At 61.3% G+C, this 21351-nt stretch carries 22 protein-coding genes and 1 pseudogene; 13 read left to right on the top strand and 10 right to left on the bottom strand.

Annotation, left to right across the window (positions count from 1 at the left end):
* Positions 1-63 precede the first annotated feature (63 nt).
* The 3 genes from RO069_RS05935 (at position 64) to RO069_RS05925 (ending at position 4598) form a co-directional block, all read left to right on the top strand.
* Positions 64-1794 carry a chloride channel protein gene (locus RO069_RS05935; RefSeq protein WP_328185932.1) on the top strand — a complete coding sequence of 577 codons (1731 nt, stop codon included), beginning with the start codon at positions 64-66 and terminating at the stop codon, positions 1792-1794.
* Positions 1781-2881 (top strand): ABC transporter substrate-binding protein, encoded by a 1101-nt coding sequence (locus RO069_RS05930; RefSeq protein WP_328185931.1) that lies wholly within the window; start codon positions 1781-1783, stop codon positions 2879-2881. Before RO069_RS05935 ends, RO069_RS05930 begins: the two co-directional genes overlap by 14 nt.
* A gap of 106 nt (positions 2882-2987) precedes the next feature.
* Positions 2988-4598, top strand: coding sequence for a BCCT family transporter (locus tag RO069_RS05925; protein WP_328185930.1), 1611 nt, complete (start codon positions 2988-2990; stop codon positions 4596-4598).
* Between the two features lie 3 nt (positions 4599-4601).
* Here the strand turns inward: RO069_RS05925 and RO069_RS05920 are convergent, their stop codons facing one another.
* Both RO069_RS05920 and RO069_RS05915 read right to left on the bottom strand, forming a co-directional pair.
* On the bottom strand, positions 4602-5963 hold the full coding sequence (locus RO069_RS05920) for an MBL fold metallo-hydrolase (protein ID WP_328185928.1): 1362 nt from the start codon (positions 5961-5963) through the stop codon (positions 4602-4604).
* 171 nt (positions 5964-6134) lie between these two features.
* The gene (locus RO069_RS05915) at positions 6135-6590 is read right to left on the bottom strand and encodes an aminoacyl-tRNA deacylase (protein ID WP_328185926.1); all 456 of its coding nucleotides are present in this window, start codon (positions 6588-6590) and stop codon (positions 6135-6137) included.
* Between the two features lie 171 nt (positions 6591-6761).
* On the opposite strand from RO069_RS05915, the gene RO069_RS05910 reads away from it, so the two are divergent.
* Entirely contained in the window at positions 6762-7499 is a 738-nt protein-coding gene (locus RO069_RS05910) for an AzlC family ABC transporter permease (protein ID WP_328185924.1), read from the top strand.
* A complete protein-coding gene (locus RO069_RS05905) occupies positions 7496-7810 on the top strand; it encodes an AzlD family protein (RefSeq protein ID WP_328185922.1) in 315 nt (104 codons plus the stop codon). The genes RO069_RS05910 and RO069_RS05905 overlap by 4 nt, the downstream gene beginning before the upstream one ends.
* A gap of 34 nt (positions 7811-7844) precedes the next feature.
* On the opposite strand, the gene RO069_RS05900 is transcribed toward RO069_RS05905, so the two are convergent.
* Positions 7845-8411 (bottom strand): NADPH-dependent FMN reductase, encoded by a 567-nt coding sequence (locus tag RO069_RS05900; protein WP_328185921.1) that lies wholly within the window; start codon positions 8409-8411, stop codon positions 7845-7847.
* 315 nt (positions 8412-8726) lie between these two features.
* Between RO069_RS05900 and phnC the strand changes: the two are divergent.
* From phnC to dgt, 8 genes and pseudogenes are all read left to right on the top strand, one after another.
* Positions 8727-9574 (top strand): annotated as a pseudogene (phnC, locus tag RO069_RS05895) (phosphonate ABC transporter ATP-binding protein); the annotation flags it as partial.
* On the top strand, positions 9571-10431 hold the full coding sequence (phnD, locus tag RO069_RS05890) for a phosphate/phosphite/phosphonate ABC transporter substrate-binding protein (RefSeq protein ID WP_328185917.1): 861 nt from the start codon (positions 9571-9573) through the stop codon (positions 10429-10431). The pseudogene phnC and the gene phnD, both read left to right, overlap by 4 nt.
* A gap of 10 nt (positions 10432-10441) precedes the next feature.
* Entirely contained in the window at positions 10442-11272 is an 831-nt protein-coding gene (gene phnE, locus RO069_RS05885) for a phosphonate ABC transporter, permease protein PhnE (protein WP_328185915.1), read from the top strand.
* A 9-nt stretch (positions 11273-11281) separates the two neighbouring features.
* A complete protein-coding gene (locus tag RO069_RS05880; protein ID WP_328185914.1) occupies positions 11282-12301 on the top strand; it encodes a phosphonate dehydrogenase in 1020 nt (339 codons plus the stop codon).
* Positions 12295-13164, top strand: a complete 870-nt coding sequence (locus RO069_RS05875) for a LysR family transcriptional regulator (protein ID WP_328185912.1) — start codon at positions 12295-12297, stop codon at positions 13162-13164. The genes RO069_RS05880 and RO069_RS05875 overlap by 7 nt, the downstream gene beginning before the upstream one ends.
* A 125-nt stretch (positions 13165-13289) precedes the next feature.
* Complete coding sequence (locus tag RO069_RS05870) at positions 13290-13679, top strand: hypothetical protein (protein ID WP_328185911.1); 390 nt, start codon at positions 13290-13292, stop codon at positions 13677-13679.
* A gap of 176 nt (positions 13680-13855) precedes the next feature.
* On the top strand, positions 13856-14566 hold the full coding sequence (locus RO069_RS05865) for a PEP-CTERM sorting domain-containing protein (RefSeq protein ID WP_328185910.1): 711 nt from the start codon (positions 13856-13858) through the stop codon (positions 14564-14566).
* An 83-nt stretch (positions 14567-14649) separates the two neighbouring features.
* Positions 14650-16176: a dGTPase gene (gene dgt, locus RO069_RS05860; protein ID WP_328185908.1), complete on the top strand. Its 1527-nt coding sequence runs from the start codon at positions 14650-14652 to the stop codon at positions 16174-16176.
* A gap of 14 nt (positions 16177-16190) precedes the next feature.
* Here dgt and RO069_RS05855 read toward each other — a convergent pair whose 3' ends face one another.
* From RO069_RS05855 to RO069_RS05825, 7 genes are all read right to left on the bottom strand, one after another.
* Positions 16191-17195: an FAD-binding oxidoreductase gene (locus RO069_RS05855; RefSeq protein WP_328185907.1), complete on the bottom strand. Its 1005-nt coding sequence runs from the start codon at positions 17193-17195 to the stop codon at positions 16191-16193.
* Between the two features lie 5 nt (positions 17196-17200).
* Positions 17201-18007: a family 1 encapsulin nanocompartment shell protein gene (locus RO069_RS05850; RefSeq protein ID WP_328185906.1), complete on the bottom strand. Its 807-nt coding sequence runs from the start codon at positions 18005-18007 to the stop codon at positions 17201-17203.
* Positions 18008-18012: 5 nt separating this feature from the next.
* Positions 18013-18399: a ferritin-like domain-containing protein gene (locus RO069_RS05845; protein WP_328185905.1), complete on the bottom strand. Its 387-nt coding sequence runs from the start codon at positions 18397-18399 to the stop codon at positions 18013-18015.
* 217 nt (positions 18400-18616) lie between these two features.
* Positions 18617-19189 carry a HupE/UreJ family protein gene (locus RO069_RS05840; protein WP_328185904.1) on the bottom strand — a complete coding sequence of 191 codons (573 nt, stop codon included), beginning with the start codon at positions 19187-19189 and terminating at the stop codon, positions 18617-18619.
* Between the two features lie 66 nt (positions 19190-19255).
* The gene (locus RO069_RS05835) at positions 19256-19585 is read right to left on the bottom strand and encodes a S24/S26 family peptidase (RefSeq protein WP_328185903.1); all 330 of its coding nucleotides are present in this window, start codon (positions 19583-19585) and stop codon (positions 19256-19258) included.
* Positions 19585-20085 carry a superoxide dismutase, Ni gene (gene sodN, locus RO069_RS05830; RefSeq protein WP_328185901.1) on the bottom strand — a complete coding sequence of 167 codons (501 nt, stop codon included), beginning with the start codon at positions 20083-20085 and terminating at the stop codon, positions 19585-19587. The genes RO069_RS05835 and sodN overlap by 1 nt, the downstream gene beginning before the upstream one ends.
* Positions 20086-20509: 424 nt before the next feature.
* Positions 20510-21220 (bottom strand): PEP-CTERM sorting domain-containing protein, encoded by a 711-nt coding sequence (locus RO069_RS05825; RefSeq protein ID WP_328185899.1) that lies wholly within the window; start codon positions 21218-21220, stop codon positions 20510-20512.
* Between the last annotated feature and the right edge of the window lie 131 nt (positions 21221-21351).

The raw sequence follows: 21351 nt of genomic DNA, 5'->3' as shown, positions 1-21351 counted from the left end.
TCCTGACCGTCTGCCATTGCTACATTGAAATAACAGCGTTCCCCCGAGTGGCACACGAGTACGATGGACAGGCAGGACGTTCAGAGAACGGTCTATCAGATCACCATGGTGACGGTGGTTGCGGTGGTGGTGGGCAGCATCGCATCGCTGGCCGCTATCGGATTCGTGGATGCCGTGCTGTGGCTGAACGATGCCCTGCTGGTATCGCCCTATGCCCGTATCCAGGCGGAGGACCATCACGCCCTGGTGGTGGCCGCGACGGTTGCGGTGCCGACGGTCGGGGGGCTGCTGGTGGGGCTGATCGTCCGCTGGCTGGTGCGCGAGCGCCGGGCGCTGGCCCCGCCGGATGCCATCCTGGCGGCCCAGACCCGCCGTCCCGCCCCCAGGTTCCGCAGTGGCCTGGCCTCGACCCTGGCGGCGCTGGTGTCCCTGGGTTGTGGGGCATCGGTGGGGCAGTACGGTCCGCTGGTGTACCTGGGGGCCATGTTCGGCAACGTTGCCGGCCGGATCCGGCTCAACCTGCGCCACCAGCGTTCCATCGCCATTGCCTGCGGGGTGGCGGCGGCCATTGCCACCGCGTTCAATGCGCCCATTGCCGGGCTGGTGTTCGCCCATGAGGTGATCCTGCGCCATTACTCCCTGCGGGCCTTTGCGCCGGTGACGGTGGCCTCGGCGACGGGCTACATCATCGCCAACGTGATCTTCGATCGTCCGGCCCTGTTCCTGGTCAGTTTCGAGCGGGTGGAACACAGTTACGAGTTCGTGCTGTTCGCCCTGGAGGGCGTGCTGTGTGCGGGCCTGGCGGTGACCTTCATGCTGCTGTTGCGGGCGAGTGCGTCCCTGGCCGGTCGCTACCCGGTGCCATCGTGGCTGAAGCCGGCAACGGCAGGCGGGATTCTGGGGCTGGTGGCCCTGTGGATACCGGAGGTGCTGGGCATCGGCCAGGAAACCCTGCGCTTTGCCACTATCGAAGGGGCCTTCGGGGTGGGGGAGCTGGCCCTGATCATTGCCGCCAAACTGCTGGTGACCGCCCTGTGCATCGGTTTCGGTTTTGTGGGAGGCGTGTTCAGCCCGGCGTTGCTGATCGGCATCCTGTTCGGGGCCTTCTATGGCCTGGTGCTGCCGTACCTGTTACCGCTGCCTTATTCCGGCCTGGAGGTCTACGCCATCTGCGGCATGATGGCCCTGGCCAGTTCGGTGATCGGGGCGCCGCTCACCACCATCCTGATCGTGTTCGAGTTGACCCGCAGTTACGACCTGACCATCGCAGCCATGGTGGCGGTGGTGTTCTCCAACCTGATTTCCTACCGGGTGATGGGGCGCTCGCTGTTTGATCTGCAGTTGCGGGCCCGGGGATTTGACCTGTCCCTGGGCCGTGACAAGGCGATCCTGGAAAACCATCCGATCCGGGACTACCACACCCGCGCCTTCACCACCGCGCGCCTGGGGGAAACGGTGGTGGCGGTACGACAACGGCTGGTGGACGATGACCGTACCGAGGCCATGGTGCTGGACAGTGCCGGCCTGTTCCGGGGGATGGTCAGGCTCCAGCAACTGGTGGCCGCGCCCGCCGATATCGCCATAGACTCTCGCGTCATGACCGATGTGACGCGATTCCGGGAGGACACCACCGTCTGGCGCTCCATGGAGCTGCTGCGGGGATTCCTGGGGGAGGCGGTGCCGTTGACGGGAAACGACGGCCACCTGATTGGCGTGGTGCCGGAGGAAGCGGTGATCCGGGCCTACCTGGAAATCGTCCATGACCTGAGGGAGGAGGAGAATGAGGCTGCCTAGGTTGCTGTCCACGCTGCTGTGCCTGCCCGCCCTGGCACTGGCTGATGAAGACCGGGTGCTGACCGTGGCCACCTGGGGCGGGGCCTACGAGGACAGCCAGCGGGCGGCCTACTTCGAACCGTTCACCGAGCAGACCGGTATCGAGGTGCGTACCGTGGCCTACGATGGCGGCCTGCAGGTGCTCCGCGATCATCTGGCCAGTGGACGGGTGGAATGGGATGTCATCGACATGATCCAGTCGGATGCCCGGGCCGCCTGCGATGAAGGATTGCTGGACCCGATTCCCCCGGACATCCTGGAACCGGCCCCGGATGGCACGCCACCGGAACAGGACTTCATGGCCGGCGCCATCGATCCCTGCTTTATCACCCAGATCGTGTTCTCAACTGTCATTGCCTACGACGACCGGGCCTTTCCCGGGGTGAAGCCCCGACGGGTGGAGGATTTCTTCGACCTGGAGACCTTCCCCGGCAAGCGGGCGTTGCGGCGGGCGCCGGTGGGTCTGTTGGAGTGGGCGTTGCTGTCCCTGTCGGTTCCCCGGGAGCAACTCTACGACCTGCTCAGTACGCGACGGGGGCTGGACCTGGCGTTCCGGCAACTGGACGGGATCCGTCCGGAGATCGTCTGGTGGACCCGGGGTGACGAACCGGTGGAGTTGCTGACCAGCGGCAGGGTGGCCATGGCTTCCGGCTACAACGGACGTTTCTTCCAGGCCCAGGTGATGGAAGGCGCGCCGATTTCCGTGATCTGGGACGGGCAACTGGTGGGGTTCAATAGCTGGGCCATCCCCCGGGGTACGGACCAGGCGGACCTGGCCCAGCAGTTTATCGGTTTCGCCACGCGCACGGAGAACCTGGCTGCCCAGGCCAACCGGATCAGCTATGGTCCCGCCCGCCACTCGGCCCGGCGTCGCATCGGTCTCCATGTGGAGGCCGGCATCCCCATGCGGGCCCACATGCCCACGGCACGGGATCATATGGACGAGGCGGTTATCCGTGACCATCGCTGGTACTCCCAGACCGTCAACCTGCGTGAACAGTGGTTCCGGGAATGGCTGGAGGGTAACGGCGAGTCCGGTGGGCAATAATATGACGTCATCCAGAATATGAAATTTTGCTCATTATTTGGCCTGTTGCCTTTGTGACTCCTACCTTTCAGCAAAGAGCCTGTAATAACAAAGGGGAGGGCAGGTGATGGAAGCACTGGCGAGAAAGCTCGGGCTCAGGACCAATCCGACCATTTTTTTCGTGTCCGCCGGCATCATGGTGGCCTTTCTGGTCGCGCTGCTGGTGGCACCGGGGCCCATCGGTGAGGCCTTCGGGGCCGGGCGGGCCTGGATCGTGACCAACCTTGGGTGGTTCTTTATCTTCGGGGTGACCAGTTGGGTCGCCTTCCTGTTGTGGGTGGCCATCAGTCGTTATGGCTCCATCCGACTGGGCGGCAACGACGCCAGGCCGGATTACGGTAATATCTCCTGGTTCACCATGCTGTTTGCCGGTGGCATTGGCACCGTGCTGATGTTCTGGGGTGTGGCCGAGCCGATATCGCACTTTGCCAATCCACCACGACCGGAGGTGGACCCCTATACGGTGGAGGCGGCCGACGATGCCATGAGCTTCGCCATCTACCACCTTGGGTTGCACACCTGGGCCATCTTCACGCTGCCGGGTCTGGCATTCGCCTATTTTATCTACCGTTATGATCTGCCGATGCGTTTCAGCTCGGTGTTCTATTCCCTGATTGGCGATCGTATCTATGGCCCGATCGGGAAGACCCTGGATATTTTTGCCATCCTCGGCACCCTGTTCGGCGTGGCGGTGTCGATCGGCCTGGGCACCCAGCAGATCAACGCCGGTCTGAGCGAGTTGCTGGGGGTGCCGGATTCCGTGACCAGCAAGGTTGTCATTATTGTGGTGCTTACCACGGTAGCGGTCTGTTCGATCGTGGCCGGCCTGGACAAGGGTGTGAAGCTGCTGTCCAACATCAATATCGGCATGGCGGTGGGGCTGATGATCTTCGTGCTGCTGGCCGGATCGACGGTGTTCCTGCTGCGGGCGATCGTGGAGACATTCGGCCTCTACATTTCCAATATCCTGCCCATGGCCTTCTGGAACGATGCCCTGGCGGAGTACACCCATGAAGAGGGGGGATGGGGCTGGCAGGGAAGCTGGACGGTGTTCTACTGGGCCTGGACCGTCACCTGGTCGCCCTTCATCGGGATTTTCGTGGCGCGGATATCCCGGGGGCGCACGATCCGCGAGTTTGTCCTGGGGGTGTTGTTCGCGCCGTCCATCTTCACGCTGATCTGGTTCGCCATTTTTGGCTGGTCGGCCATGGAAATCGACGGCATCGGCGCCGAGGCCCGGGCCGCCCTCGGCGCCCAGGCGGGTTCCCTTTCCGCCGCCGTGCAGGAGAGCATTCCCCTGGCCATGTTCGCGTTCTTCGACAACTACCCGGCGGCCACCCTGATCCAGGGGCTGGCGGTGGTGATCGTGGCGATCTTCTTCGCCACGTCCTCGGACTCCGCGTCACTGGTGGTGGACATGCTGTGTACCGGCACGCCGGACCCCGGGCCATGGCATCAGCGGGTATTCTGGGGCGTCTCCGAGGGGGCCCTGGCGGCGATGCTGATCGTGCTGGCCGGTGAGGCGGGACTGACCGCCCTGCAGCAGGTGATCACCGTGGTGGGCCTGCCCATGTTCATCCTCGTGTTCTCGATGATGGTGGCCCTGTTCCGGGGGCTGTCGAAGGAGAACCTGACCGGGATCAAGGTGGGGCGGCCACCTGAACCGGAGGAGTTGTAGGACTCAGATGTCCACTTCCTCAAACAGCTCCGGTACCTCGGCGTGCCAGCCCAGACGTTCGCGGATGTGTTTGCGCATCACATCCGCGGCGACCATTTCGCCGTGGGTAACGTACACCCGCTCCGGTTTCAGTGAGCCCTTTTCCAGCCAGGTGAGGATTTCCTCGTAGTCCCCATGGGCCGACAGGGAGTCCAGGTTGTGGATCTGTGCCTTGACCGGCCAGTATTCGCCGTGAATCTTGACCGACTCCGCGCCGTTGACCATGGCGTCGCCACGGGTGCCCGGCGCCTGGAAGCCGGCAAAGACAATGCTGTTGCGGGGATTGGGCAGCAGGGTCTTCAGGTGGTGCAGGACCCGCCCGCCACTGGCCATGCCACTGGCGGAAATAATCACCGCGGGGAATTTCCTGCCGGTAAGTTCGATGGACTCTTCCACCGAGCGCACGAACACAGTGTTCTCATCAATCAGTTCACATTGTGTCTGACTCAGCCGGTGTTCCTTGTGGTGCCGGCAAAAGATTTCGGTGGCGCGAATGGCCATGGGGCTGTTGAGGTAGACAGGAAGCTTCGGAATCCGGCCTTCAGCCATCAGTTTGTGCACCAGGTAAAGGAGCATCTGCGCGCGGCCGACGGCAAATGCCGGCATCAGTACGACACCACCCCGGCCGGCGGTCTGGCTGATGATGTCAGTCAGCGCCTTCTCCGGATCCGTGTCGGCGTGGCGGCGGTCGCCATAGGTGGATTCACACACCAGCACATCGGCGTGATCGATGGGCTCCGGAGGTCGCATTATAAGGTCATCCTGGCGCCCCAGATCGCCGCTGAATACCACGGTCCGGCGATGGCCGGTGTGGGTGACATGGACGCAGGCGGAACCCAGGATATGCCCGGCCGGGGTAAAGGTCACGCTGAACCCGGGCACGGGTTCGAAGGACTCGTGGTAGTGCCGTGACTCGAAATACTTCAGGGCCTCATAGGCGTCTTTCTCGGTAAACAGGGGTTCCGGGTTCTCGTGCCTGGAGAATTTCTTGCGATGGGCGTATCTGGCATCTTCCTCCTGGAGGAAGCCGGCATCGGGCAGTAATACCTTGCACAGTTCGTGGGTGGCCCTGGTGCAATGGATGGTGCCTCGAAATCCCTGTTTGACCAGCGCCGGCAGGTAGCCGGTGTGATCGATGTGGGCATGTGTCAGTACCACGGCGTCGATTGTGCGGGGATCCACCTGGAACGGTGCCCAGTTACGACGTCTGAGTGTCTTCACGCCCTGGTACATGCCACAGTCCACCAGGACCCGATGCCTGTCGTCACTGAGCAGGTACCGCGAACCGGTTACCGTGCCGACGCCCCCAAGAAAGCGCAGTTTCATCCCGATACTCCATAGCCAGTCCTGTATTCATACATCATGGACCGTTTCCCCGAGCCCTGTATTGATCCTGGGCAGGTTTCAGGCCAATCGGATGAACCCGCGCCAGATGCCGGTATCGGATGAGTGTCCCTACACGACCAGCCCCCTGTTGGAGGGCTGGCCGTACAGGCCTCAGAAGTGAAGCACCTGCGGATGCACCAGACGGTCGTAATCCTGGTAGCTCATCCGCATCACATCGCTGTGGTTGCCGGCATTGAACACGATGTGGTCGTCCTCGCGCAGGTGCTCGCTGACGAACACGTCCATGTTGTAGAGGTTGCCGAAGGGCGGCATGGCGCCGGTTTCGCAGTCGGGAAAGGCGGCGTGCAGCTCGTCCTCATCCGCCAGTTCCAGTTGCCTGGCGCCCATGGACTGCTTCAACTGGTCAAGGTGTACCTGATCCGTGGATGGCAGTACCGTCATGAACAGCTTGCCATCGGCCTTGACGATGACGGTCTTGGCGAATTCGCGGCCCGGTACATGGGCCGCCTGGGCGGTCCGCGAGGCATCGATGGTTGGTTCGTGGACCTCCACCTCATACTTCACGGCATTGCTGTCGAGAAAATCCCGAAGTTTCTGGTTAATCATGGTGTTACCCTCCCTCACTCAGGTGATAAAGTCCATGATTTGTGCACCTTTTCAGTCTAGCACGCATGTTGCAGTACCGTTAGCAACGCCCGTAAAGGCCCATACGAGCGCTGGCTGCGGCATGTACGTATACCCGCTGCCCGTATCTGAAAACTCTGTTAGATTCCTAACATGACTACCCCCAGCTACCCCTATCACCTGCAGCCGACCCGGGTACGGGCGGAATTCTTCCGCTTGTTGCCCATCTCCCTGTTTGTCATCGCCTTCGGGGCGGCCTTCGGGCTGGCGGCCACACAGGAAGGACTGGAACCCCTGCAGGCCCTGCTGATGAGTACGGTGGTATTTGCCGGCGCGTCCCAGTTTGCGGCGGTGGACATGTGGGGCGCCGAGGTGTCGCTGGTTCCCATGATGGCGGTGGTGTTTGCCATCAACTCAAGGCACCTGCTGATGGGGGCCTCCCTGTATCCCATGTTGCGGGACATGTCACCCGGACGACGCTATGCGCTGCTGCTGTTGCTCACCGATGCCAACTGGGCGGTGTCGGCACAGGAGTACCAGAACGGCCGTCGCAACCTGGAGGTTATTGTGGGTGGCGGTCTTGCCCTGTGGCTGGCGTGGGTGCTTGGCACCGGTCTTGGGGTCTACTTTGGCGGTCTGCTCAGGGACCCCCACAGCCTGGGGCTGGATATGGTGCTGGGCTGCTTCCTGCTGGCCATGGCCCTGGGTGGGCGGAAAACGCCGAGGACCCTGGTGGCCTGGGCGGTGGCGGCCCTGGCTTCGCTGGCTGCCTGGTACTGGCTGCCGCCAAACACCCATGTGGTGGTGGGCGCGCTGGCTGGTGGGGTTATCGGGTTCTTCTGGCTGGAACCACGCCGGACCATTGACCATGCGGAGGACCAGGCGCAATGACACTGGAAACCTCGACCACCGGAATACTGATCATCATCGCGCTGATGGCGCTGGTGACCCTGGCCACCCGCTGGGGTGGCGTGTTCATCATGTCCTTCGTGCGCATCAATCCCCGAATCGAAAGCTTTATCAACACCATGGCCAGTTCCGTGCTCATCGCCATCATCGTGCCCATGGCGTTCAGCGGTGATGCCGGCGCGATTGCCGCCCTGGTAACGACAGCGGTGATCATGCTGGTCTCGCAACGGGCGCTGCCGGCTATTGGTGCGGGCATTGCCGCCGCGGCACTGATTCGGTTCCTGCTGGGGTAGGGCGCGACCGGTTGCCACCGGCCGCTCCCGTCCATTACTGACGCATGGGCTTCAGGGCGATGGCCCATTTCTCCAGCTCCTCCAGCATGGCCGATGCGGAACCGGTGTGAACGTCCTGGGCCTGAAAGTGCTTGTTGTCGTCGAGCAGATTCCACGCCATCTGCACCATGACCGCCTCCACCATGGGCATCATCCGCACGGTCGTCACCTGTTGTTTGGCGGTCTGGGCGGACTTCAGGCCAGCCCCGGCACCGCCATAGCTCACGAAACCACAGGGTTTGTAGTTCCATTCCTTATAGAGGTAGTCAATGGCATTGACGAATGAGGGTGGCGGGAAGAAGTTGTACTCGGGAATGACGAACACGTAGGCATCGGCCTTTGAAATGGTCTCGGACCACTTCAGGGTGTGTTCGTGCTCGTATTTCTGCATCGCCGGGTGGTTGGGTTCGTCAAACACCGGCAGGTTGTAGTCGGCCAGGTCAACCAGTGTGCTCTCGAACTGTCCCTGCTGGTTGGCGTAATCGTTGAACCACTGGCCGATGGGCGGGCCGATACGACCGGGGCGGGTGCTGCAGATAATGGTCTGGAGCTTCATTGTCATGGTAGGGCTTCCTTTCAGCATGGCTATTGGATGGGGCTTCCCGGATGGAAGCGATGTAACTCCTATCACTATAGCCACTGATTTTCCGGGGCGATAACGAATAGATCCGCCCGATTTGATCAGCCGGTTTGAACATGTCCGGGGAGCGGAACCAGCCAAGCTCCGCCTGAGCAGGTCGCTCATCCTATGCTGGTCATTAATACTTCATGGCGCTGTCATCCGCCCGCCACCGGGCTGTCATTTGAACGGCCTAGCCTTTAATTGGGATTCGTAATTCAACGGCCCGATATATTGGAAGAGGTGATGCAATGACAGCCACATCCGAGCCAGCGGTCATGCTCCATACCGAGGGGCTGGGCGTTACCTATCGCGGGGGCGTGGAAGCCCTGAAACCCACCACCACCGGATTTCACCGGGGGGAATTCACGGTCCTCCTGGGGTTGTCCGGTGCCGGGAAGTCCACCTTGCTACGAAGCCTGAACTGGCTGGTGAAACCCACCGTGGGCCGGGTGGTCTCCTCATCGAACGGTTCCCTGGCGCCGGGTCGGAAGCTGCGTTCGCATCGTCGTAGCACGGCAATGGTGTTCCAGCACCATCAGCTGATTGAACGACATACCGCCCTCGATAACGTGATGACAGGGCGGCTGGCCTATCACAGTACCTGGCGCAGCCTGTTTCCCCTGCCCAGGCGCGACATGGAACTGTCACTGCAGTGCCTGGACCGCGTGGGCCTGGCGGATAAGGCCTTGTCCCGTGTCGATCAACTATCCGGCGGCCAGCAGCAACGGGTGGGTATCGCCCGTGCCCTGGCCCAGGAGCCTGATCTGATCCTGGCCGATGAGCCGGTGGCCAGCCTGGATCCGGCCACATCGCACCGGGTGCTGTCTCTGCTGCGACGGATTTGCCGGGAAGACGGCATTGCCGCCGTGGTTTCCCTGCACCAACTGGAATACGCCAGGACCTTTGCAGACCGGATTATTGGCCTCGCCAACTCGGAAATCGTATTTGATGCCGCCCCTTCGGAGCTGACTGAAACGGAAGTGGGCCGCATCTACCAGGGCGCCGCCACCGGGGCTCCGGAGAGCGGTGACAGACCGGAGGAGTCCTCCCGTAACCACACGCCTGAACCGACATCCACACCATCACTGGAGATTGCACCATGAGAACACTGATTCAACTGATGCTGGCCCTGGGCCTGATGCTGGGTACCGCCCTGTCCCATGCCGCGGACAGTGACCCGGATACACTGAAGGTGGCCCTGCTTCCCGATGAAAATGCCTCCGAGCTGATCAAGCGTAACCAGCCGCTGAAGGATTATCTGGAAGCATCCCTGGGCAAGGATATTGAACTGATCGTCACCACCGATTATTCCTCCATGATTGAAGCCATGCGCTTTGGCCGTATCGACCTCGGCTATTTCGGCCCGCTTTCCTACGTGATGGCCAGGAGCAAGAGTGATATCGAGCCCTTCGCCGCCATGCTGGTGGATGGCAAGCCCACCTATCGCTCCATCCTGATTGCCAATGCCGAGGCCGGCGTGGCGTCCTACAGCGATATCAAGGGCAAGAAGATGGCCTACGGTGACCGGGCTTCCACCTCCAGTCATCTGATTCCGAAAACGTTGCTGCTGGAGCAGGCTGGCCTGGAAGCGGATTCGGATTACGAGGAGCATTTCGTGGGTACCCACGATGCGGTAGCGGTGAACGTGGCCAATGGTAATGCCGATGCGGGCGGTCTGTCGGAAGTCATTTTTGCACATGTGCTGGATCGCGGCCTGATCGATCGCGATGATGTTGTCGTTCTGGGGTATAGCGATGAATACCCCCAGTACCCATGGGCCATGCGTTCCAACCTGGATCCGGAACTGAAGCAGAAGATCCAGGACACCTTCATCGCGATTGACGACCCGGCGATCCTGGACAACCTCAAGGCGGAGGGCTTCGTGGCGATTGACGACGAGGCCTACGATATTGTCCGCAAGCTGGGTGGTCTTCTGAACCTGGATTTCGCGAAGTTATAAGGACATCCTCATGGATTTGAAGTCATCCGGGCCGGCAGCAGTGCTGCCGGCCTCCAGCCAGGAACTCCTGGACCGCCATCGCCAGGCCTGGAAACACAAATTGCTGCAGGCAACTGGTGTACTGGCGGTCATTCTGTTTGCCAGTTGGTACGTGGATCTGCTGGATTTCGGTACCCTGGCGGATGGTATCCCTGCCATTGCGACCCTGATGTCGGAGTCCTTTCCGCCGGATTTTCGCAATGTCATGGACTGGATGTCGCCGCTGCTGGATACCCTGGCCATGAGCATTGCCGGCACTGCCATCGCGGTGACCGCCTCCGTGCCCCTGGCTTTCCTGGCGGCCCGCAACACCTCGCCCCATCCGGTGATCTACCACCTCACACGAACGGTACTGAATGGCCTTCGCTCCATTCCGGAACTGATCATGGGCATTATCTTCGTGGCGGCGGTGGGCTTCGGCGCATTGCCGGGGGTGTTGGCACTGGGACTGCATTCCATCGGTATGGTGGGCAAGTTCTTTGCCGAGGCCATCGAACACGTGGACGAAGCGCCGGTGGAGGCGGCAGAAGCGTCAGGGGCTACCCGTCTGCAGGTGCTGTATCACGCGGTGCTGCCCCAGGTGCTGCCGCAGTTTGCCGACGTGTCCATCTACCGGTGGGAGTATAACTTCCGCGCTTCCACGGTGATGGGCATGGTGGGCGCCGGAGGCATCGGCTTCGAGCTGATGGGCTCGTTGCGGATCATGCAGTATCAGGAAGTCAGTGCCATCCTGATCGTGATCCTGGTGATGGTCACCCTGGTGGATGGCCTGAGTGGACGTCTGCGCAAGCGATTCAAATAGGGAACAACAATGAAGCCAAGGGTTGTGATTACCCATCGGGTCCACGATGCAGTGCTGGAGGACCTGGCACCCCATTGTCAACTGATCACCAACCAGACGCCTGATACCTTGAGCGATGATGAGGTATTGGCGCGGGTCTCCCGGGCGGATGCCATGATGGCGTTCATGCCGGACCGGGTGGGAGAGGACTTTCTCTCCCGCTGTCCGGACCTGAAGGTGATTGGCGCCGCACTCAAGGGATTCGACAACTTTGATGTCGAGGCCTGCACCCGTCATGGCGTGTGGCTGACCTTCGTGCCGGACCTGCTGACCGTGCCCACCGCGGAGCTGACCGTCGGGTTGACCATCGGCCTGATGCGAAACGTTCGCCCGGCGGACCGGTTTGTCCGGTCGGGTCAGTTCCGGGGCTGGCGCCCGGAGTTCTACGGAACCGGCATCGAGGGCTCCACCATCGGCATCATCGGCATGGGAGCGATTGGCCGGGCGGTGGCCAAGCGGCTTGGCGGCTGGGATGCGACTCTGCTCTATTCGGAATCCTCTCGTCTGACGGCGGAGGAGGAAACCAGGCTGGGCCTGTCGTACCGGTCACTGGATGAGCTGCTGTCCGTGTCGGATGTTGTCATCCTGGCTCTGGCGTTGAACGAGGATACGTTGCACACCATCAGCTACGATGCCCTGGATCAGATGAAGCCCGGTACCTTCCTGGTGAATCCCTGCCGGGGGTCGGTGGTGGATGAACAGGCCGTACTGGCTGCCTTGAGAACCCACCGCCTGGCCGGTTATGCCGCCGATGTCTTCGAGATGGAAGACTGGGCCCGGGAAGACCGGCCGCAGGGGATAGACCCCGTCCTGCTGGAGCATCCGAACACGCTGTTCACGGCTCACATTGGTTCTGCAGTGGCCAATGTGAGGCTGGCCATTGAGCGCCGCGCGGCCCGCAATATCCTGGATGCACTGGCCGGGAGGACACCCCCGGACGCAGTCAACAGTCCGGTTTCCCGGTCGCCGGAACAGGAAACGCCATGCTGAACCTGGTCTGGTTACGGAGTCTGGTGTACGTCGTCCGCTATCGCGGATTCCAGGCCGCGGCCCGGGCCCTGGACATTTCCCAGCCCACCGTCTCGCAGCATGTACAGCGGCTGGAGGAGGAATTGGGCATGGTCCTGGTCACCCGCAGTCGCCGGGAATGCATGCCGACGCCCGACGCCAACCGCCTGCTGCCCTATGCCGAGAGTCTGTTACGCCTGGAGGAGCAGGCCAGGGCAGCGATGGTGCGGGATACCCTGCGTGTGGGCGCCAGTTCCAATGTGGGTATCTATCTGCTACAGCCTTACCTGCACAGCTATGGGCAATTGGCTGCGGATCACGGTTACGAACTGCAGATCGACCGCAACCCCATGATCGCCGACCGGTTGCAAAGGGGCGAGATCGATGTGGCGGTCATGGAGTGGTTTGAGCCGGGAGAGGGCCTGAAGTCAGCCACCTGGCGGCAGGAACCACTGGTGCTTATCGTTCATCCGGACAATCCACTGGCGAGGCAGGCGACGATATCCCGCGATCAGTTGGCTGGTCTGTCATTGCTGGGAGGCGAACCCGGCACGGGTACGGGACGGTTGCTGACCCGGTTCTTTGCCGATGGCGGTCCTCTGCCAACGGTCACCATGCAGTTGGGGAGTACCGAGGCGGTCAAACAGGCCGTCAGGGCGGGGCTGGGGATCTCTCTGGTGATGGCCTCCGCCGTTGAGGAAGAGGTCCGGGCAGGCAGTCTGTGCGCCGTTCCCGTCGCCGGTGCCGAATTGCAGAAGGAGGTTTTCGTGACCTGGCGGGAAACCCCGTTCCCCGTGCCGGGCGTGCACCAGTTTGTCGATCACCTGCTGGCCGGTCGTGCCTGAGGCCAAGGTATCCCGATCTCGGACATGTTGCTCCATATCCGCTGGAAGCCTGTCATTCGGCCGACTGATTGACCACACTATCGTGACTGGTCCGAAAATCACCAAGGCAGGAGTTAGCTATGCAAATGCCGGGCTTTTCTTTCCGATTTCCCGTCCTGCTGCTTTTGCTGGTGTCCGTTGGTGTCCTGGCCCAGCCAAATGACCAGCAATACCCGGACGTGATCGACGTACAGGTGACATCAACCGGCGAGAATCGCTACCGCTTCGAGGTTACTCTGTCATCCCCTTACGACACCCCGGAACGCTACGCCGATGCCTTCCGTGTCAAGACAGTGGAGGGGCAGACCCTGGGTGTGAGGGAATTGCTACATCATCACGCCAATGAGCAGCCGTTCACCCGCAGCCTGAACAATGTGGAAATCCCTCCCGGGATCACCGACGTGATTGTCGAGGGTAGGGACCAGGACCATGGCTATGGCGGCGCGGTCAGGCGGGTTGCGGTACCGGACCGTTGAGGCCGGTGGCTGGCATGGGGCAGGGCCGTCATCCGATATAGCGGTATGTTTCATGACAGCCGGTTAACGTCTGACCTTTCTGGCGATATATATCGCAAGCTGAACGATACCGTATACTGTCGTTGACGCGCTGGTCGATCAGTAAATGATCAGCTTTCTTCAGGAAGGAGAGAGCCATGAAAGCCGCAACACTCTGGGTGAGTATCGGAATACTCTGCCTGCTTACTATCCTTGCAACGCCCGTCCGGGCCACGCTCATTACCTTTGAGGATCTTGATCCCTACGTCTGGCATTGGGAAGAGCGTGACCTCGGCGATGCCTGGGAGCAGTCCCAGGTCAACTATATGCCCCTCACCCACCAGTACGCCCATCTGGGCGTGTCCTTCGGTGAGGGCGACCCGGTGGACATCGCAAGCTATCCACCCATAGGTAACAACCTGGGGGCAGCTATCCTGCCTGACACCCGGTTCGCCGTATCGGGAAATCAGGCGGTGCATAGCTGGTACCAGCCGGGTTTCTTCGATTTCCGGTTTATCGGGGATGACCTGCCGGATTACGTCAGTTTCCATGTCAGCTCCGTTCCCGGTCCGATGTACGCCAGGGTCACCCAGAGCAATGGGGTTGAGCAGAGCATTAACCTGGGCTATGAAATCGAGGATGGTGAACTGACGGTTTTCGATCCCCCGCCCTTCAGGGAGAAACTGGCGTTCCATGGGGAGGATATTGAGGAAGTCCATATCGGCAGCTTCTACGGCCATCGGTCAACACCGGTGATCATGGACGACCTGTACTTTGGCTCCTCGGCCCCGGTGCCGGAGCCAGCCACCATACCGTTGCTCCTTGCTGGCGTGATGGGGTTGGGACTATTGGTTATGCGACGACTTTGACCTTGGCCCGTGGTTACCGTATGAAGGAGGCGAGCCGGTAAATTCTTACCGCGATTTGTTGAAGCCCGCCACGGAGCCACTGCATGACCGATGCCATTGATTTTGCCCCCCGGTTTTCCCTGGAGCGTCCCTACAACCGCCTTGCCAGGGAGGATGACCCGTCCGGTTTCAGCCTGAAGGTCTGTGGTATCGGGAAGCTGGAGAACCAGCTGGAGAGCGACCGGGGGCGGATCATCAACTCGGCGGCGGTACGGCGGCTGCAGCAGAAAACCCAGGTGTTCCCCCTGGAGCGCAATGCGGCGGTGCGCAGCCGCCTGACCCATTCCCTGGAGGTGCAGCAGACCGGTCGGTACATTGCCCGTACGGTGTTCAAACGATTGGGCCGGAACGCTGAGCGCTATGGCCTTCAGGGGCTGGACCGTGCCGTGGAAACCCTGGTGGAAATGGCCTGCCTGATGCACGATGTGGGCAACCCGCCCTTTGGCCACTTCGGCGAGGCGGCCATCTCCCGCTGGTTCTCGGACAACCTCCCGGACCTTGAGCCGTTCGCCGGGGACGCCGACAGCGGCCCTCTCAGGGAACCGTTGCTCCGGGAGTTGTCCTGTTTTGAAGGCAATGCCCAGGCCATGCGGCTGATCAGCCACCTGCAGAAACTCAACCTGACCTACGTCCAGGCCGCCAGCATCTTCAAGTACACCCGTGAGGCGACGGAACCCAAGCCCGGGAAAGAGGACCCGCTTCATTATCTCAAGAAGAAACCGGGTTACTACTTCTCGGAAGCGGGATTCATATCGGACATGCAACAGGCCCTGGGGATGGAACCCGGGCACCGTCATCCACTGGCCTACATCATGGAGGCGGCGGACGACATCTCCTATTGCCTGGCGGATCTGGAGGACAGTGTCGACAAGGGCATCATGACGTTTCCGGCCATGGCGGAGGCACTGACATCGGCGTTTGCCGAGTTGCGGCCGGACGATCACCAGGAACGCCACTTCCGGGACCCGAAAAAGGATAGGTCCTTTGCAGAACTGGTGGACGGCGCCCTGAAAATGGCCAGGGCGGAGCCCATCAATGCCGACCACGAGTTCTTTGTCTGGTTGCGGGTCAACCTGATCCATCCGCTGGTGGACCATGCCGCGGGCGCGTTTCTCGACAATATGGAGGATGTCTTCCACGGCCGCCTGAACCGGGCGCTACTGGAGGACGAGTCTCCCTGTCACAGTGTCATCGATACCCTGAAGCAGGTGGCGGTACAGAAGGTGTTTTCGGTGCCGGAGGTGGAAACCCTGGAGCTGCAGGGGTACTGCATCATTTCCGGTCTGCTGGAGCACTACCGGCCGCTGTTGGTGCTGCCAAGAGCGGATTTTGGCCGGCTGGTGGCGGGTGACCGCAAGGGGCTGCTGGTGGAGAGTCGGCTGTTCAAGCGCCTGCCCGACAAGCATGTCAGGGCCTACCTGACACTGAGGGAAAACACCCCGGACGATGCCAGCGACGAGCTGTGGGAACGTTACTGCCGCTGTCGCCTGATGCAGGACATGGTCAGCGGCATGACGGACCAGTTTGCGCTGGATGAATTCCGGACCCTGTCCGTGATGGAACCCCTGTAGCGTTTGGGAATCCCTCAGTCGTAACTCTCGGTTTCCAGGCGGAAACCCAGAGGCTGGACCTGGCCGGCGACCGCGTCCAGCATGCCCGAATGACCGCAGGCGTAAACCAGTGTATCCCGGGGGCTCAGTCCGTGGTGCTCCAGAACGTCCTCCACCAGCGTGTCGACACGACCGGTGTGTCCTGTCCACCCCTGGTTCCGGGCCTCGTCCGGCCGGCTGACGGTGGGCAGGTAGGTCAGCAGGTTGGGGTGGGCCTTTGCCAGTGCCGCCAGTTCCTCCCGGTAACCGAACTCATCCTGGTAGCTGGCGCCGTGCATCAGCAGGAGGCGGTGGCCCCGCAGCCCGCGATGCAGGTAGTCCCGCACCATGCTGATAAACGGGTTGATGCCGGTGACCGTGGCAATCATCAGGTGGTTCTGCACCCCGTCCTCGAATCGCAATCCCCCTTTGGGGGTGCCCAGGGTCAGCGAGTCTCCCACCTGAAGGCCTTGCAACCGCTCGGACATCCGGCCACCGGGGGTGAGTTCCACGAAGAATTCCAGGAACGGCTCATGGGGAGCGGACACGATGGAGTAGGACCGTCGCAGGTCGCCCAGCCCCACCTTGACCGACTGGCCTGGCGAAAACCCGAACCCCGCCGGTCGGGAGGCCCTGAACACGATCAGGTCCGGGGTGACCTCCCGTCGTTCGATCACCGGTACAGCATCGCTGGTGTTGGCCGGCGGCACATCGCCTTGGACGGAATCCCGGGCGTCCGGCTGTACGGCATCCGCTGACTGCCCTGGCAGGTCGGGCGGGCCTGGTTCCGGAGTCGATGTCGCAATGGTGCGCTGCTCATGGTGTTGCAACCAGGCCAGCATTCGCCAGGTCTGTTCCGACCTGCGCCGGCCAATGTCGTGCAGGGTCGAACGCAGGGCGTCGTCACTGCATCGGGACTGGCGCTGGTTCAGTCTCTCCACCTCCGTCAGCGCCTGTCGGGTAGCCTGGCGTGCCCGGGAGAGGTCCGACTCCGTGGTCATGGCGGTTATTTCTTGCGGGTCAGGGTGCAGATGGCACCGGGTTCCTCCACCCGCATGACCAGGCTTTCGCTGGCAAACATCTGGTGATGGATACCATCGTTGGAGGAATAGCCGGTCATCAGGTCCTGACCGATAATGATGCGGCCAACCCGGGGATCCAGCAGTACCCCACCTTCGATTTCCGCCTTGAAGACGCCCACCTCACACAGCCGCTTCAGGTGTTCGAGCTGCAACATGTCGGTGCCCTCGTACCGGCGGAACAGCAGGTTGTACCAGGACGGGGACAGGGCCAGCGCATAGGGGCCGTGGAAGCCATTCTCATCCAGGTGGTTAACCGCAGCGAGCACATTGTTGAGGGCCTGTTCCACCTTGCTCCAGTCGTCGCACTTGACCTCGTTGCGGCCCTTGGCGGTGAGCAGGCCTTCCAGCCCGAAATCCGGCTGGCCGTAGTAGATGAATTCCTCTTCCCGGCGGGCTACTGCCTCGGCGGCGTCCTCCACGGAGCGGAGGTCCAGGGGCTGACCCATGGACTCGTGACCCTCGATCCGGCGGACGCTCAGGCCAAAGCTCTTGCGCAACATGGGAATGGCGCTGGCGCGACTGAGCACGGCACCGGCTTCTTCCGGCGCGGGCTGGCGGCAGTAGTCCTCTTCTCCCACCTCAATGGCGGTCAGACCCACGCCGTAGGGACCGTCCACTTCCAGGAAGCGGCGCCCGGTAAGAACCTCCCGGGCTGCGCTAACGGCGGCTTCGTCAATCCGTTCCCAGATCTCTTTTGAAAAGCAGGCATTTCCCCGGTTGAGATAGTTCATGGCGTTTACTCACCCTTCATGGAACCGATGGTGAATTTGTTCAGCGACCTGGTGGAGGAGGTGTCCTGGCTTGCGCCGCTGAGGTTGGCATCCTCTTCCTCCGCCTCGAGGATCGGCTTGGTGCTATAGAGGTAGATGTCCATCTGGGCGGAGAAATCCGGATGGTTGCGTCGCAGCCACTCAAGCACCATGCAGGCGTGTTCGATCTCCTCCCGCATGTTGTGGAGCAGCAGGCCCTTGAGTTCCTCGTCGGTGGTGGCGTCCGCCCGTTGCTGGTACCAGTCGACTGCCTCCAGCTCTTCCTGTACGGAAACCAGGGCGCGATGCATGTCCCGGGTCCGGTCGGTCAGTTGCTCAATGGGCTCATGATAACTGTCGCTTGCACCTGCCATGTTGCTCTCCGTAACGAATACGCGGTGAATTCATGGTGGAAAGATGTTGCGTGTACCTATTGAGCTTATGCCGGGAAGGTGTGATTTCAAGGTGGACAGGTCTGATGTTGCCAAGGTGCAATAAATCGGGCTTTTGTGACGTCTTTAATAACGGAGCCCCGGGCGGGCCGGGGCTCTGAAGGGCTGATTGGGCACGTTGTACCGTTTGGGTCCGGTTTCAGGAGGCCAGTACGGCGCCGGTGACCGCCAGGGCAGCGCCAATGCCGCGGGTGATGCGGTTGTCGGCCTTCATCAGCAGGGCGCCCAGGCCACTTCCCGCCAGGGTGATGCCCAGCGTGGCAATGGAGAAACCGGCCATGTAGGCAGCCAGGGTGGCACCCGCCGGCATCTCAGCGCCATGGGCGAAGCCGTGGCAGATCATGAAGGCCCCCACCAGCGTGGCGCCGACCACCGCAGGCAGCTTTGCCAGGGTGGCAATGAGGATGCCCGCTACCAGCACGGACAGGGTAATGCCCATTTCCGCGAAGGGCAGACCCAGGCCGCTGAAGGCCAGCACTGCACCCAGCAGCATGCCGCCGATGACGAACAGCGGCGTACCGCGTTTCATGACGGTGGACTGGCGTATGCTCCAGAAGCCGATGGCCGCCATGGCCAGCAGGTGGTCCAGGCCCATCAGTGGGTGCAGCAGACCACTGAGAAAGCCGCCTTCGGCATGCCCGGGATGGGCCATTGCGGTGGTGGCGGTCAGCATCAGTGCGATAGTGATCAGGATTTTCTGACTTGGTTTCATAGTGTGTCTCCAACCTGTTTGGATCTGTTGAACTCCGTTAATGCCGCGTGTCGCCAATAGCCCTGGTCAGGGCAGGGAGGACGGGGTGCGAGGCGTGCTCCCGGTGATGCCGGGGATACGCCAGATCACCCTTCCCAGCACCTGTTCCCGGCGGATGGCCCCCAGGGCCTCGGTACTGGTACTACTGGCGGCATTATCACCCGCCAGCGACAGGGCTCCGTCCTGTCCAATGCCTATCACGCGCTTGATAATGCGCCCGTGAATGGCGTGCTCCACAACGACGACATCGTTTACCCGCAGGGTCTGAGCGCGATGCCTCAGGGTCACGACGAAGGAACCCGCTGTGAGGTCCGGCAGCATGCTGTCACCGGTTACCCGGTAGAGTTTCAGTCGCATCAGTCCAGTTTCGGGTAGACCACAGTTTCCTGGGGCGGATATGGACAGGTGGCCCGAAAGGTGCCCACATCCTTGGTGGTCCAGAAAGCCTCGGCGAATTCATTGACCAGGGCCAGCAGCTTTTCGCCCTTGTCCCGTTCGATGCCCTGCTTGCAGGCGGAACCGGCAAGCATGATGTTGTGGACCAGCTCGCTGGCATCCGGGTACTTGTCGAACTGGGGTTGTTTGAAGTAGTCACCCCAGATCACCCGTACCTCATGCTTGGCCTTTTCGGCGTGATCCTCCTTTTCCCGCACCAGGCGGCTGAGCTGGGCCTGGTCGGCCACCGTCAGCGAATCCTTGGCGTCCAGGTCGGCGATCAGGTCCATGAAGCGGATAACGCTGAGTGCCGCGATCTGGGCGCCGATGGGATCGTAGATCTTGCAGGGGATATCGCAGTGGGCGGCGACGGTTTCCACGCCAACCTTACGGTCATACCATGCCAGTAGCTTGCGTATCATGAGGCGCTCCTTCTGTTTTGCTGGGTAATAAGTTAAATACACTTAAAAGCAAATGTGAATCAATAGCATTTAAAGTCTATAGAAACTTGGGGAAGTATGCCAAGGGTGTTTGTCGGAACCGGTTTCTTCGACCCCTTACAAACTCAATGTAGTCGATGTGGTCGTCAGTAAGATGATCGTTATTTAATGGTTTTGGCATCCTGTGACTGAAGGCCTGGCGGAATCGCAGGTAGAAGGTGCTGTTGTCGACCTCGCCCCATGGTAACGACCATATTCCCGCAGGGTTTGCTGGATACTACCGACCAGCCCGTAGTTGGGGTAGGGGGTGTGATTCTCTCTGTGTTCCTTGCTATCGCGATACAGAAAAGCCATAGGGCGGCTGCCCTATGGCTTTGGTGTGTACCGGGGGCATTCCGATAACGTTTCAGAGCTTCCGGCGACGGGCCGCCCCCAGGCCCGCCAGGCCGAGTCCCAGCAGGGCCAGGGTGCCCGGTTCCGGCACGTGGGCGACGGACTGGATGTAGACGGCCAGATCGTTCACATCCTTGTCGGAGCCGGGGTAGTGAAGGTCTTCCCAGGAGACAATGTAGTCATCCTCCGCCCAGGGGGTGGCACCAAGCCCCGGCAGATTCAGTACATCCGTACCATTGCCCTTGAAGGCGGCCATCTGGTCGGAACCGGCGGGATTGAGGGCGCTGTCCGAGTAGAACATGGTTCCTCCGCTGCCCAGGTACAACCCGAACTGGTCGCCGGTAAAGTCGATCAGGGTGTCAACGCCGCCGGTAAACACGGAGCCGTCGCCGGCAATGGTCAGGTCGACCTGATCCGACGGTGAGTCCGAACCCGCGAAGAGTTCCACATAGCTGGCCGGATTATCCCGGTCATAGATGCCAAAGGTATTGGAGCCGCTCCTGCCGGCCAGTTCCAGGATCAGGGTGGTCGTGGATCCGCCCCCGACAATGTTCCAGTAGCTGTCAAAGGCGTCGTCCAGCTGGTCCGCATTGGCGTCAACCGATGCACCAAGAAGGTTCAGACGTACATTAAGATCGTTCCCCGTGGATTCAACAACGACGGCGCTAGCGGCGCCCGTCCAGGCAGACAGCGCAACTGCCGCGGCGATCAGTTTCGTTTTCATGGCAATTCTCCAGTTGTTAAGCACCGTATCCATTAGCTTGATTTCACAACCAGGCTGTCTCCACTTCCGTACTTCAGAGATCCTTGGCTTTGTCTGGCAACCCGATGAGGTGGGCTGGATGTAATGGCCAG

The organism is Marinobacter sp. OP 3.4 (genome assembly GCF_036224885.1).
Classification (GTDB): Bacteria; Pseudomonadota; Gammaproteobacteria; order Pseudomonadales; family Oleiphilaceae; genus Marinobacter.
This window is presented reverse-complemented; position numbering and strand designations above follow the sequence as displayed.